A 12,740-nucleotide genomic window follows, 5' to 3' on the forward strand; every position below is an offset into this window, starting at 1 on the left:
GACGGTAACATGGACGATCGTTCTTCGCTCGGTTTTCCGATCATGATGGAATTCTTCAATCTGATGTCAGACAGACGTGCAATTGCAAAAGGCCTTTTGCTTCTCGTGCTCGCCGGTTCTTGCTGCGGGCCATCGTTTGCCGCGGATCAGAAGACAAATCGACCCAGACTGCCGGAGGATGTCCGCACCTTTATAGAGCGTCGTGATGGATGCGATCATTTCCGTGGTGAAGATTCCCCTGATGCGGAGCGCAGGGCGCAAATTGACAGGGAACTGCAACGACTCTGCATCGGAACCGATGCCGAGCTTGCTCGACTGAAGCGCATTTACGCCGGAAATAAAGCCGTCCAGCAATCGCTCGATGACTATGAGGTCAACATCGAAACGGGAAACTAGCTCATCGGTAGTCGAGAAGCGATTGCGTATTGACGAAAAGAGCGGCGGTTAGTTGCGAAGAAGACCCGTAAGAGAGCCACCATGGAGCCAATGCCCGATGACCTTCAAACCTCCATCACGTCTTCAAACGATTCCGGGAAAGTCTGGCGCGCCACCTTCTCGTTGATCACAAGCATCGCCTCATAGGATGTTGGATCGAAATCCTTGTCCGCTGCCACTACTTCCCGCCCAAAGAGCAGGTTTAGTCGGGCGGCGTCCAGATTGCCGCGCTCAAAAGGCTCCGCTCCGAAATGGTGCCAAAGCGCATGCAGGAAGGCAGCATCGACCCGGTGTTCCGCTGAGCCCGGCCGCGCACGGCGAGGCAGGGTTTTGATCGGCGTCACGCCCCTGGGGTTCGCGCGGCGGATGGTGAACTGAATGCCGCTGCCCGGCATACCAGATGGAAAGCCGCGGTGCTTCGTCATGTCTGCAAGCTTGGCCATCGCTGCCTCTCCTTCGCAATCGATCCTATCATTTTTTTAAAGTCGGGCTCGCCGATGGCGACACCCGCAGCCACACGAATAGCGATGTAGGTGCCACTTTACGAGCAAGAATATCACGTCCGATTGGGCCTGGCGTCGCGGCCTGGAAATTCGATGGCATCTCATGTCTGCCGGCCATCGTTACGACTGTCTATGAGGCGACAACACGCCCCAATCTTGAGCTCGAATTGTAGACGATATATTTCCAAACCCGTAACATGATACCTGCTAGTTTTCGATCGTAATCGGTCAAACAGGCTTTGAGGCCGTTTGAGCGCAAGGCACCATGACGAGGCCAGGATGCGAAGACAGCTTCAGCAAGAAATTCTGGATATGCTGGCACGGGGTTCCTCCCTTGAGGACGCCTGCGATCGCATTTGTGAGCATGCTGAACAGCTTGCGGCGGGCGTCCTTTGTTCAATCGTGACTGTTGATCGTGATGGTCTCCTGCATCCCCTGGCGGGGCCAACGATCGCCAAAACCTATTCGGACGCGCTCGATGGAATACCGGTTGGACCTGATGTCGGCTCTTGCGGCACGGCTGCCCATTTTCGCAGGCCGATCGCCGTCACCGATATCTTTGCTGACCCGCTTTGGATCCCCTATCGGTCGCTAGCCGACATCCTTGCAACGGAACATGGCGTCAAGGCGTGCTGGTCAAGCCCCATCCTGCGCAGTGATGGCCGCGTGCTTGGGGCGTTTGGGTTTTATTACAAGGACAATCGCGGCCCAACCCCCGAAGAACGAATGATCGTCGCCGAGTACCTCGACCTTTGCTCACTGGTGCTTGAGCGCGAGGAGGTGAAAGCCGACAATCAAAGGCTGGCCTTCTTCGACAACCTCACCGGCTTCGGCAATCGCGCCAATTTTCTCAAGACGCTGGAAGCAGCCATCGACGGCGGTGCTGGCCCTCTTTCGGTTCTGCTCATCGATATCGATCATCTCGGCCGGGTCAATGACGCTTTCGGGCATGCGACCGGTGACAGGCTGATCCTGGAGGTCGGTCAAACGGTTGCGCGGATCGCAGCCCCGGCGGGCACCTTTAGGGTAGACGCCGATGAGTTCGCGGTATTGATCGAAAATCGTTCCGCGACGGAATTGTCCGCGGTTTCGGCGGAAATTCTACGCGCCATCGAGAACCGGACACCACGGCACAACGAACATCTCCTGCCGATCACGGTCACCTGCGGGGGCGCGATCTCCGAACCGTCCCAGCCACCCGACGTCCCGACTTTTCTGCAACATGCAAATCTCGCACTCCACCACGCCAAGCGGACAGCCAGAGGCGGATTCGTGCTGTACAGCGATGATCTTGCCGGGGCGATCGCAAACCGGTTCCGGGTGCTGCAGACCGTGACGAGCGCCTTGGCCGAAGATCGGATAGAGGCGCACTATCAGCCGATCGTCAGCCTCGCAACGCAGGAAATTGTCGGCCTTGAGGCGCTTTGCCGCATTCGTCTGGACGGAGGGCAGGTCCTCTCAGCCGGCGCGTTCGCCGAGGCGCTGCAGGATCTGTCGATGGGCCACCTCCTGACGGATCGAATGCTGGAGCAGGTCGCGCGCGACATTAGATACTGGCTCGATCTTGGGATGTCGTTTCAATATGTCAGCGTCAACGTGTCGATGGCGGATTTCAATCAGGGAAACCTCTGCGAGCGTATCAAAAGCGTTTTTGCCCACCACCGCACGCCCCTCAAGCACGTTGTGCTCGAGGTGACGGAAACGGTCTATATGGACGAAAAGGACGGTAAGGTCGCACAGGCGATCGAGGAACTTCGCAGGGAAGAGCTACTTGTGGCGCTCGACGATTTCGGCACGGGTTACGCCTCTCTCACGCACCTGCTGAATTTCCCGGTCGACATCATCAAGATCGACAAGACCTTCATCGACCGGATGTCAGACGGACCCGGCTCAGTCATCGTCAAAGCCCTTCTCGACATGTCGACCGGTCTCGGCACCCGCATCGTGGCCGAAGGTGTGGAAACCGAAGATCAGGCGGAGCGTCTTCGGCGCCTCGGATGCCCCTATGTACAGGGATATCTGTTTGGCCGTCCGGTTGATCGCGACAGGACAACCGAAGCGTTGCGAGCTGATACTTTCGCTCTGGCAAGCAAGGCGGGACAAAAGGCCTAGTAGCCCGCCACAGAGATTATGACGGTTTGTCTTATCGTAGAATGGGCAGGGCTTCTGGTGGGATGAGAAGTTGGATGCTGCGTGCGGCTCCTGGCACGCGGGATATAAAGCCCGCCTTCTCGAGGGTCAGCACCATCTGGTGAACAGACGGAGCCGTAACACCGAAGTGGCGCCGCATGTCGGCTTCGGCCGGAGGCTGTTTGAAGATGCGGCTGTAGGCGTAGATGAAGGCCAGGTACTGGCCTTGGATCTGCGTAAGGCGCCGTCTTGCCGTTGCGGCTTGCGGGTCAAGTGGGGGACTCATTTTGGGATTCATCTGCGTCTCCACGCTGAAGGAGGTGTCGATGAATATAAAGTTTCACATAGAGCTTAGCCAATCGGAACGTGACCAACTGGCCGCTTTGTTGAGCGGGGGGTGCCACAGGTCTCGCAAGATCAAGCGCGCCCAGATCCTGGTCGCAGCGGACGAAGGCTTCAGCGACGAGGTGATCGCGGCAACCTTGAACGTCAGCGGATCGACGATTTACCGGACCAAGCGCCGGTTTGTGGAAGCCAATCTGGAAGGGGCACTCAGCGAAGAACCGCGTCCGGGTGTTGAGCGCAAGCTATCGAGCAAGGAGGAGGCGCTGTTGGTAGCGACCGCTTGCTCAAAGCCGCCGCCCGGGCGAGCCCGCTGGACCCTGGAGCTTCTGGCCGATGAGATGATCCGGCTCACCGACCATGACGAGTTGTCCTCGGAGACCGTGCGTCGCCGGCTGGCTGAGAACCATCTCAAGCCTTGGCGCAAAGACATGTGGTGCATCCCAAAGATCGATGGGGAATACGTCGCGCGCATGGAGGATGTTCTCGACCTCTACGCAGAAACGCCTGATCCACAAAAGCCCGTGGTCTGCTTCGACGAGAGCCCGACCCAACTCATCGGCGAAGTGCGCGAACCCATTGCGGCCAAGCCTGGCCAGCTTGAACGCCACGACTGCGAGTATCGCCGAAACGGCACGGTCAATTTGTTTGTCTTCATGGACGCCCACCGGCCCTGGCGCAGGGTCAAGGTCACTGATCGGCGAACCAACCAAGACTTCGCCGAGTGCATGCGCGAACTGGTCGACGTCGATTATCCCGACGCCCCGATCATCCGCGTGGTGATGGACAACCTCTCCACCCATTCCGCCGGCGCGCTTTACGACGCATTTCCCGCCCCGGAGGCTCGAAGGGTGCTGAAGCGACTGGAGTTCCACCACACGCCCAAGCACGCCAGTTGGCTCAACATGGTCGAGATCGAGATCGGTGTCCTGCGTAGCCAATGCCTCGACCGTCGTATCGACAACAAAGAAACCATCATCGCCGAAGTCGCAGCCTGGGAGCAGCAACGCAACACCCATGGCGCAAAGATCCAATGGATGTTCACAACCGAAAATGCTCGCCAAAAGCTCCGCAAAGCTTACCCCGTCAAAGAGTCATAATCTCTGTGGTGTGGTACTAGCAGCCCGTGGCCTTGATGACGCGCTGACCATCACACGCGCCAGATAGCTCGATTACCGCGACAACAGTCGTGCCGCCATTACTCTGCAGCCTCGTTGCTGCGTTCGAGGTAATGCCCATTCAGGAAGGAGCGGTAGGCGCCTGCGATACCCTCCCTCAGCCCTATCTTCGGCGACCAGCCGAGAGCGCGGAGTTTGTCGACACTCATGAGTTTACGTGGAGTGCCATCCGGTTTGGTGAGGTCTCGCCTGATTTCGCCTTCGAAGCCGACGACCTCCGCGACGAGCTCTGCCAATTCGAGGATGGTAATGTCTTCGCCTGAGCCGACATTCACGTGACTTTCGGCGGAATAGGTCTTCATGAGATAGACGCAGGCGTCGGCACAATCGTCGACATGCAGGAATTCGCGTTGCGGTGTTCCGGTACCCCAGATGCACATGTCTTTCTGACCGCTCATCTTGGCCTCATGCGCCTTGCGTATCAGCGCCGGCATGACATGGCTCGAATCGAGATCAAAATTGTCGCCCGGTCCATAAAGATTGGTGGGCATGGCCGAGATGAGATCACTGCCATGCTGTTTTCGATAGGCAGCGCAAAGCTTCAATCCGGCAATTTTGGCGATCGCATACCATTCGTTCGTGGGTTCGAGCGATCCGCTCAGAAGTGCCTCCTCAACGATCGGCTGATCGGCGAACTTCGGATAGATGCAGGACGAACCCAGAAACATCAGTTTTTCGACGCGAACCCTATGAGCTGCGTGGATGACGTTAGCCTGGAGGATCAGGTTGTCGTAGAGGAAGTCGGCCGGATAGGTATCATTGGCGAGAATACCGCCGACCTTCGCGGCGGCCAGGAAGACGGCGTCGGGACGGTTCTGTCCCATCCAGGCTTCCACCTGATCCTGTCGTCTCAGGTCGACCTCGGCGCGCGTGGCCGTCAAAATCTCGCAGCCCTCGGAGGCGAGACGTCGCACGATCGCGGAGCCCACCATGCCGCGGTGGCCTGCGACATAGACCCTCTTTCCGGCAAGGCCGTAGATCACCTCAGGCATGGACCAAGCCCTTGTTCGCACCGACCGTCGGAACATTTCGTGCCATGACTTTCAGGTCTTCGCGAACCATCTCCGAAACCAGTTGATCAAGACTGGTCTCATGTTTCCAGCCAAGCTTCGTATGCGCCTTCGTCGGATCGCCGAGCAGAAGATCGACCTCTGTAGGGCGAAAATAGGTCGGATCGATCTCCACCACACAGCGGCCGGATATCGTGTCGTATCCCTTTTCCTCGACACCCTCCCCACGCCAATCGATCGGCATGCCCACCCTGACAAACGCCTTTTCGACAAAGGAGCGAACCGAGTGCGTTTCGCCGGTCGCAAGAACATAGTCCTCCGGTTCGTCCTGCTGCAGCATCAGCCACATGCCGCGGACATATTCTCGTGCATGCCCCCAGTCGCGCTTGGCGTCCAAATTGCCGAGATAGAGCCGGTCCTGCAGGCCAAGATGGATTGCAGCGGCCGCCCGGGTGATCTTGCGGGTCACGAACGTTTCGCCGCGGATCGGGCTTTCATGGTTGAACAGGATGCCATTTGAGGCATGCATGCCATATGCCTCGCGATAATTGACCACGATCCAATAGCCATAGAGCTTGGCAGCCGCGTAGGGGGATCGGGGATAGAATGGCGTCGTTTCGCTTTGGGGAACTTCCTGCACCTTGCCGTAGAGCTCGGAGGTGGACGCCTGATAAAAGCGGGTCTTCTTGGTCAGGCCCAGAAGGCGAATTGCTTCAAGCAGCCGCAGCGTTCCGGTTCCATCCGCGTTAGCCGTATATTCCGGCGTTTCGAAAGAGACTTGGACATGGCTTTGTGCGGCAAGGTTATAGACCTCGTCGGGCTGCGTTTCCTGAACGACCCGGATGAGATTGGTTGAATCGGTCATATCCCCGTAATGCAGGATAAAGCGAGGGTTCTCGACATGCGGATCCTCGTAGAGGTGCTCGATACGATTGGTATTGAAGGACGACGAGCGCCGCTTGATGCCGTGAACGATATAGCCCTTGTCCAAGAGCAATTCGGCCAGGTATGCGCCATCCTGTCCGGTCACGCCGGTAATCAGCGCAACTTTCCTGTTATTTCTCATTCCGGTATCCATGGTCGCTCTCCAACTCGAATACTAACGCTATCTTGGATGCTGGTGGTGTAGGTAAGGCGCGAACGCCGATGAATTTCTCTGGCCATCCGGCGTTCTTTCGCTGATTTATATCGTCGTTTTGTAGTATTTCATCAGCGATCTCGAGAACAACTCAGAATCGCCGAACGTATAAAGGGCATGCTTTCTTGGCTTTACGCCGTTTATCGCGATGGAAATTTCCGGGCTGCGTGAAGAAGCCCTCAACTGCTGAAGGCAAAAATCGACGGCTCGGCGGCTGGTTTTTGCCCATCTGACGACCATGAGCGTCCTCTCCGCGATCGCTGTCAGATGCATCGTATCGGTGGAGGCAAGCACGGGCGCACTGTCGAAGATCACAACCTGGCCATTTGCCCGGGCCATTTCGATCAGTTCCGCAAGATCGGCCAGACGGGTATGCCGTAGGTGGCTGGGTTTGCCGGCGGGAATGAAGTCGATACCGCTTGGATGATGATAGATGATGTCGTCGATCTCAGCCTGTCCGCTCATGAAATCGTTCAGTCCGCGCTTGAGTCCCGACTTGAAAAGCGAGTCGAGTTTTCCGCGCCGAAGGTCGCAATCGACGAGCAGCACGGGGGTTCCGTTGGCTGCGAGTTCGATGGCCAGCGATCCGGCGACAAGCGATTTGCCCTCGCCGCTATGGGCGGACGTGACGACAATGCTGGCCGGAAGCTTCCCGCCATTGGTTTGTTTGAGCGAAATCATGACGGTGCGAATTGCTTCGTCGAACATGCCGCCTTGAATTTGTCCAAAGAGGACCGACGGATTTCGCCGGGTTGCCTGACTCAGACGTGGTATGAAACCGGCAGGCACGAAGCGTCCCATCCCGACCAGTTGGTCGAAGCTGCGGACAGATTTGTCCATCATTTCTACAGCGAAAGCGGCCGTTGCAGCGATCGCGGACGAAGCCACAAGAGCACCGATCAGATAGAAAAGCCGGCCTCGTCCTTGTGGCATGAGTGGTACCGTAGCCGGCGACAGAACTTCAACTTCCGCGCCGGGCAGCATGGCTTGTGCCGCAAATACCCGACGCTGTTCCTCCAGCCTGTCCAAGGCTGTCTGTTCCCTATCGGCGACGCGCTCCAGTCGCGCCAGCTCGATTTTATCAAGTGTGGAGTGAGACCGGAGATTGTAAGCCGCCGCCAGCGCGGATCGGACTGTGCTGTCTTCACGATCAAGCGCAGCAAGCTTGGCGCGCAGCGATTGAACATAGCGATCGACGGCGGTGCCGAGATCGGCGCGTGATTTGACAATCTTTGCACGCAGATCGACGACCGGCTGGGCGTCGCTACCATATATGTCGAGAAGACGCTCGAGATCCTGTTGCTGTGCCCGAAGGTCACGTTCCATTGCGCTGATACTGTCGGGGATGGAGTCATTCTGCGTGGCGAGCGAGGCGTCTCCGGCCGCCTCCAGGGTGGTGATTACTGCTTTTATATCGACGCGGTCCTGTTCAATTTTTGCCTGCCGGTCGCTCAGTTCCATAATGGATTTGATCTGTTCGCTCTGAGCATCGTCATTCGGGACGATGCCCGTGGTTTTTTGATATTCGTCGGCGGCATTGCGCGCCGCATCGGTGCGGCCCTGCTGCTCCGCTATACGCTGTCGAAGCCACCCTTCTGCAGCATCCAGACGATTGCGAGCGCTTTCTTCCCGCTCTTCAAGGTAAATATCGATCAGGCGATTGGGCACAGCGGCCGCCAATTCGGGTTCATGCGTATCGAATCCGATTCGGATAACACCGCCCGGGCCGTCCCGGATCACCTGGAGCGCCTTGTAATATTCCTCGATAACCGGCTCGAGCCTGTCTTGCTGCGGCACGGACGGCTTACCGCTGTCGATCAACTGCCGCAGACTTGCCTTTATCTCGCTGATGAGGGACGGTTGACGCAGTGCCGGATTGAATTCCGACCGCTCGTCGAGCCGCAGATCCCGAATAACACGTTCCGCCACGCTCCTGGACCGCAGCCGCTCGGCTTCCGATGCGACATTCAAGGGGTCATTGCCGCTGTCGTCGCTGTTCACCGATTTTGCCAGCGGCGCGTGGATCATAAGCCGGGACTCGGCATGATAGCTCGGCTGCATTCCCAGGATCATCACGGTGGCAACCGTCATCGTCATCACCACCAGGCATACGATCATCACCATCCGGCGGCGGAGCAGGCGCAAACCGGATGCCAGATCGAAATCATCCGATCTCGTCTCTGCTTGAAACCGGGGTTCATAGTGCATCGTTCTGATAGGAACATTCCGATCTGGCGGAAAAGTCGAGATTGTCATGATGCGCTAACCCTTGCTTGAGGTTGCGTGGAGATGGCCTCGTAGAGTTTTTCGATCGACCGCATATATGCTGTCATACTGAAATGGTTGAGGTAGTGGACGCGGCCTTTGTTGGAGAGCTCAGCGCGCATTTCAGGGTCCGTAACGAGCTTTGCGAGGGCCGCAGCCAGAGCATCCTGGTCCCCGACAGGGACGAAGACACCGGTTTTGCCGTCGGAGATGACCTCCTCATGCGCTCCAACCCGCGTGGTGACGACGGCAAGGCCGTGGGCCAGTCCTTCAATGACCGCCATAGCCAGGCCTTCGGCATGCGAAGGCAGGACGAGAATATCGGCGCGGGCGCATAAGTCCTTGATCTCGTCGGCCCCAAGCCAACCAGGCATCTCCACCAGATCGGATAGCCCCATCGCGGCGGCTTGGCGGCGGTAGTCCTCGACCGGTCCGTCGCCTGCCAGCACGGCACGCCACTGTAACTCTTTCATCGTCGGATGGCTGAGCGCCAGCAACAGCTCCGGCACGCCCTTGCGTTCGCTCAAACGGCCGAGAAAGACGATGAGTGGCGTCTGGCCGGCAGGAAGCCTGCGCCGCTCGCCGGGATCGGGGACACAATTGTGGATGACGACGACGCGGTGACCGTCTACGCTGAGAAGCGTCGTCAGCGTCACGTGATCACGCTGGCCAAGCGCCACCACGCAATCGGCATTTTGAAACATCCGCCGAATGAGCGCTTGTTGGCGTGGAGAACGGGCAGCAAAATCGCTCGCGTAATCATAGTCGTGCAAATGCAATATGTGAGAGCAGCCCAGCACACGGGCGGCCTCCGTCAGGATCAGCTTTCGTGATGTGCTGCCGCGACCTGCGACATGGATATGGTGAATACGTGCGGGAGCAGCGATCCGATCCCTAGCCATCGTCAGGATGGCGCCCAGCAGGCGCAGGGACGATGTCGCCGCGGACCATCGAGGCCCTCTGGTGTCGGTGACGAAGTGCGTTGCGCCGGCTTGTCTTGCAGAACTGGTTATATAACCGACCAGCCTGCCGATCCCACCGCCATTCTCGCAGCCGCCCGGGACATAGTGGCGTACACTTGCCATTTGAGCTCTTTCCGCCGATGCCTTCATCAGCATGATCGGACGACCTCGCGATAGACGGCTGCAGCCTGGGCTCCAACCTGCTCGGGTGAATTCGGTCCCCTGGCCCAGGCAAGCGCGTTGGCGCCGAGATTGTTTCTGAGTTCGCTGTTTTCGGCCAATGTGCGGATGGCCTTTGCGAGGTCTTCCGCATCTGCGGGCGAGACCACGATTCCAAGCCCATTCGGCTGAACCGTCGCGCGCAATTCGCCGACGTCGGTGACGATGACAGGTTTGCCGAAGGCAGCGGCAAGGTTGAGTACCCCGCTTTGAGAAGCTTCCGTATAAGGGAGCACAACGATATCGGCATCGAGGAAAAGCTGCGCAACTTCAGCATCTTCAATGAATCGGTTGCGGATATCATAGCGACCGGCGTCCCCCATCAGTGGTTGGAACAGCCAGGGGTTGTCACCGCGGCCCGCGACCGTAATGCGCAGGTTCGGAAGCGCATCCTTGAGCATCGCTTCGGCGCGGATCAAATGTTCCAGGCCTTTGTAAGCAAAGATCCGTCCGAAAAGCAGGACGCGCAGAGTTCCATCGGCTTGGCCTCGCGCCAGATTTTGCTGCCGGGCGAGTTCTGCGTAACGCTGTATGGCGGGGTGCGACAGCACATGGACGCAGTCTGGAGATTTCGAATATCGATCGAGCGCCATCCGCTTCAGCTCTTCACCATGAACGACGAGGTGTCCGGATTGTCTCGCCATCAACTCCGGCGCCCATCCAGGCAGGGTGCGGGTATCGGAATCTCCCGGATGTACATCGACATCATGGACGGTGGTGATGAGCGGGATCGGCCGCCAGAACGGAGCGGCGAAATTCAGCCAGAGCGTACTATTGCTGAGCAGATGAATAACGTTCGGCTTTTCGTTCCGGATGAGTCGGGTCAACTGATGCAGGAACCAGGGATTGGAGAGCGAACGGTGCCGCGGCCAGTCCAGCAGGTGCAGATCGATTGCCGGATCGAACCAGGACGCAAGATGCGCGTAGCGTCGGCGAGGGACGCCGAGTACGACATCAAGGTGCCGCGCGACGCCGCCGGCGAAGGCGATCGTGTAATCTTCCAGTTCGGAAACGAGCAGCAGCGCCTTCATTTCGCTGCCTCTGATAAGCCGATGTCCCGGCCGAACCGGGGGAGATTGCGGACTGAACGCAATGCGTCGCGTGTGCGTCTGAGCACGTTTGGCTCGCCAGCGAAAAACAGCCCTTCGAAGGCAAGCTTGATGCGGGTACGCACATCGGCGCCGGCCAGCTCCGCCGATGCCACCCAGTAGGGATAGTGATCCGTCAGGCTTAACCGTGCCGGTATCTCGTGGATTGAAAGAAACCTGTTTGTCGCTTCGACGGTGCGCTGCCAATGGGCCATTCTCCGTCGCAACATCGCGGCATCATCGACCGGCCGATACCAGTTGTTGTTGTGGATCCGGTAGAAGCCGAGTGAATCCGGCAAAGACGCGACGTCCCCGAGAAACGGATAGATCCCCGTGAGCCATGCATCGGCCGAAATACGGAACTGATCCGGGATCGGTCCTGCAGCATCCCACGCGCTGCGCCGAACCGAGATGGCTGAGGTCATCGGGAAGGGCCACCAGCCGGCCGATCTCGTCAGCAGTGCCGAGAGATCTCCGGAACATAGCGTGCGGGGGATCGGCTTGAGGGTTGACGATCCATCGATCGAAACCGGCTGAAGTCGATGATAGACAAGCGATACCGCAGAATCCGACTGGAAGGCAGCGCGTGTCGCCGACAGTTTGCCCGGAGCCCACCAGTCGTCCGCGTCCAGAAAACACAGGATACCGCCGCTGCTAAGCTTTACCGCAGCATTGATCGCGGCTGCCTGCCCCGAATTTTCCTGGAAGAGTACCTTCACCCTGTCATCATATGCTTCCAGTACGGCGCGCGACCCGTCGCTCGATCCATCATCGACGACGATGATTTCGACGTCGGGAATATCCTGGCTCAGGACGCTGTCGATCGCCCGTCCGACGAAACGGCCATAGTTGTAATTGTTGATGAGAACGCTGATCCCTGACTGCTCCATGACGCCCTCAAGCGGCTTGCAGCACGACAAGGCGGTGCAGCAGCATGGTCGTGATATCGTCCGGGAGGCAGGCCCCGCCATCGCCCCCATCCCTTGGGGTCTCGCGGATCGCTATATCAGGAGCGCTCACGTGCCCGATCTGGTTTTTTTTGGGTAGAGACGGTGAGGCAGGCGTTGACGCCGCCGCGACCGGTGAAGCTCTCGTCGTGGAGCATGCCGAACCAGGATCATAACGCGAAACCATAGCAATCCCAACCTTCCAAGCATCGCTGCGGACAGCCTGCGTCGGAACCCTCAATTCGCCAAAAAAAACGTGGCGCAACGTGGCGTGCTTTGCTGTCTGCACCTTTGCAAGCTACCGGCGAATGGAGATGGGTAAAATCTGCTCTTATGGGCAATCCCGCAGGCTTAGGGCCTATCCTTTGGGGTAGGTTCCAGTCGCCTGCTTAAGCGTAACCACGTCTTTGGGTGATGGGTGCCTGCATTAGGCGTAGCCGCGTCGTCATTTGCGTGAGTTGACTGCGCGGATATCTGGATGGTTGTTCTTGTGAGGAGCGTAGCTGTGAAAGGAGATACATGC

General features: G+C 58.3%; 11 protein-coding genes. 3 read left to right on the forward strand and 8 right to left on the reverse strand.

Going from position 1 to position 12,740, the window contains the following annotated elements; translation table 11 throughout:
- The first annotated feature begins 9 nt into the window (after window positions 1–9).
- Window positions 10–396 (forward strand): hypothetical protein, encoded by a 387-nt coding sequence (locus tag KQ933_RS25555; RefSeq protein ID WP_253958421.1) that lies wholly within the window; start codon window positions 10–12, stop codon window positions 394–396.
- A gap of 104 nt (window positions 397–500) precedes the next feature.
- Here KQ933_RS25555 and KQ933_RS25560 read toward each other — a convergent pair whose 3' ends face one another.
- Window positions 501–878: a hypothetical protein gene (locus tag KQ933_RS25560; RefSeq protein ID WP_216760598.1), complete on the reverse strand. Its 378-nt coding sequence runs from the start codon at window positions 876–878 to the stop codon at window positions 501–503.
- 372 nt (window positions 879–1,250) lie between these two features.
- Here KQ933_RS25560 and KQ933_RS25565 point away from each other — a divergent pair, with 372 nt between their 5' ends.
- Window positions 1,251–3,050, forward strand: coding sequence for a GGDEF domain-containing protein (locus KQ933_RS25565; RefSeq protein ID WP_216760599.1), 1,800 nt, complete (start codon window positions 1,251–1,253; stop codon window positions 3,048–3,050).
- A 31-nt stretch (window positions 3,051–3,081) separates the two neighbouring features.
- Here KQ933_RS25565 and KQ933_RS25570 read toward each other — a convergent pair whose 3' ends face one another.
- On the reverse strand, window positions 3,082–3,354 hold the full coding sequence (locus tag KQ933_RS25570) for a LexA family transcriptional regulator (RefSeq protein ID WP_216755658.1): 273 nt from the start codon (window positions 3,352–3,354) through the stop codon (window positions 3,082–3,084).
- A 40-nt stretch (window positions 3,355–3,394) separates the two neighbouring features.
- Between KQ933_RS25570 and KQ933_RS25575 the strand changes: the two genes are divergently transcribed.
- On the forward strand, window positions 3,395–4,510 hold the full coding sequence (locus KQ933_RS25575) for an IS630 family transposase (protein ID WP_216755657.1): 1,116 nt from the start codon (window positions 3,395–3,397) through the stop codon (window positions 4,508–4,510).
- 98 nt (window positions 4,511–4,608) lie between these two features.
- On the opposite strand, the gene KQ933_RS25580 is transcribed toward KQ933_RS25575, so the two are convergent.
- From KQ933_RS25580 to KQ933_RS25605, 6 genes are all read right to left on the reverse strand, one after another.
- Entirely contained in the window at window positions 4,609–5,580 is a 972-nt protein-coding gene (locus tag KQ933_RS25580) for a GDP-L-fucose synthase (protein WP_216760600.1), read from the reverse strand.
- Window positions 5,573–6,676 carry a GDP-mannose 4,6-dehydratase gene (gene gmd, locus KQ933_RS25585; RefSeq protein ID WP_216760601.1) on the reverse strand — a complete coding sequence of 368 codons (1,104 nt, stop codon included), beginning with the start codon at window positions 6,674–6,676 and terminating at the stop codon, window positions 5,573–5,575. The genes KQ933_RS25580 and gmd overlap by 8 nt, the downstream gene beginning before the upstream one ends.
- A 105-nt stretch (window positions 6,677–6,781) precedes the next feature.
- Window positions 6,782–8,992 (reverse strand): polysaccharide biosynthesis tyrosine autokinase, encoded by a 2,211-nt coding sequence (locus KQ933_RS25590; RefSeq protein ID WP_216760602.1) that lies wholly within the window; start codon window positions 8,990–8,992, stop codon window positions 6,782–6,784.
- On the reverse strand, window positions 8,989–10,119 hold the full coding sequence (locus KQ933_RS25595; protein WP_216760603.1) for a glycosyltransferase family 4 protein: 1,131 nt from the start codon (window positions 10,117–10,119) through the stop codon (window positions 8,989–8,991). The genes KQ933_RS25590 and KQ933_RS25595 overlap by 4 nt, the downstream gene beginning before the upstream one ends.
- Window positions 10,113–11,213 carry a glycosyltransferase family 4 protein gene (locus KQ933_RS25600; RefSeq protein WP_216760604.1) on the reverse strand — a complete coding sequence of 367 codons (1,101 nt, stop codon included), beginning with the start codon at window positions 11,211–11,213 and terminating at the stop codon, window positions 10,113–10,115. The genes KQ933_RS25595 and KQ933_RS25600 overlap by 7 nt, the downstream gene beginning before the upstream one ends.
- Window positions 11,210–12,160 carry a glycosyltransferase gene (locus tag KQ933_RS25605; RefSeq protein WP_216760605.1) on the reverse strand — a complete coding sequence of 317 codons (951 nt, stop codon included), beginning with the start codon at window positions 12,158–12,160 and terminating at the stop codon, window positions 11,210–11,212. The genes KQ933_RS25600 and KQ933_RS25605 overlap by 4 nt, the downstream gene beginning before the upstream one ends.
- Window positions 12,161–12,740: the final 580 nt, after the last annotated feature.

Source organism: Rhizobium sp. WYJ-E13 (assembly GCF_018987265.1).
Taxonomy (GTDB): Bacteria; Pseudomonadota; Alphaproteobacteria; order Rhizobiales; family Rhizobiaceae; genus Rhizobium.

What these genes read in the sequence shown, in the direction of transcription:
- gmd (WP_216760601.1), bottom strand. Translation starts at nt 6,676, where the DNA reads ATGGATACCGGAATGAGAAATAACAGGAAAGTTGCGCTGATTACCGGC.
- KQ933_RS25580 (WP_216760600.1), bottom strand. Translation starts at nt 5,580, where the DNA reads ATGCCTGAGGTGATCTACGGCCTTGCCGGAAAGAGGGTCTATGTCGCA.
- KQ933_RS25575 (WP_216755657.1), top strand. Translation starts at nt 3,395, where the DNA reads ATGAATATAAAGTTTCACATAGAGCTTAGCCAATCGGAACGTGACCAA.
- KQ933_RS25570 (WP_216755658.1), bottom strand. Translation starts at nt 3,354, where the DNA reads ATGAGTCCCCCACTTGACCCGCAAGCCGCAACGGCAAGACGGCGCCTT.
- KQ933_RS25595 (WP_216760603.1), bottom strand. Translation starts at nt 10,119, where the DNA reads ATGCTGATGAAGGCATCGGCGGAAAGAGCTCAAATGGCAAGTGTACGC.
- KQ933_RS25560 (WP_216760598.1), bottom strand. Translation starts at nt 878, where the DNA reads ATGGCCAAGCTTGCAGACATGACGAAGCACCGCGGCTTTCCATCTGGT.
- KQ933_RS25590 (WP_216760602.1), bottom strand. Translation starts at nt 8,992, where the DNA reads ATGACAATCTCGACTTTTCCGCCAGATCGGAATGTTCCTATCAGAACG.
- KQ933_RS25600 (WP_216760604.1), bottom strand. Translation starts at nt 11,213, where the DNA reads ATGAAGGCGCTGCTGCTCGTTTCCGAACTGGAAGATTACACGATCGCC.
- KQ933_RS25605 (WP_216760605.1), bottom strand. Translation starts at nt 12,160, where the DNA reads ATGGAGCAGTCAGGGATCAGCGTTCTCATCAACAATTACAACTATGGC.
- KQ933_RS25555 (WP_253958421.1), top strand. Translation starts at nt 10, where the DNA reads ATGGACGATCGTTCTTCGCTCGGTTTTCCGATCATGATGGAATTCTTC.
- KQ933_RS25565 (WP_216760599.1), top strand. Translation starts at nt 1,251, where the DNA reads ATGCTGGCACGGGGTTCCTCCCTTGAGGACGCCTGCGATCGCATTTGT.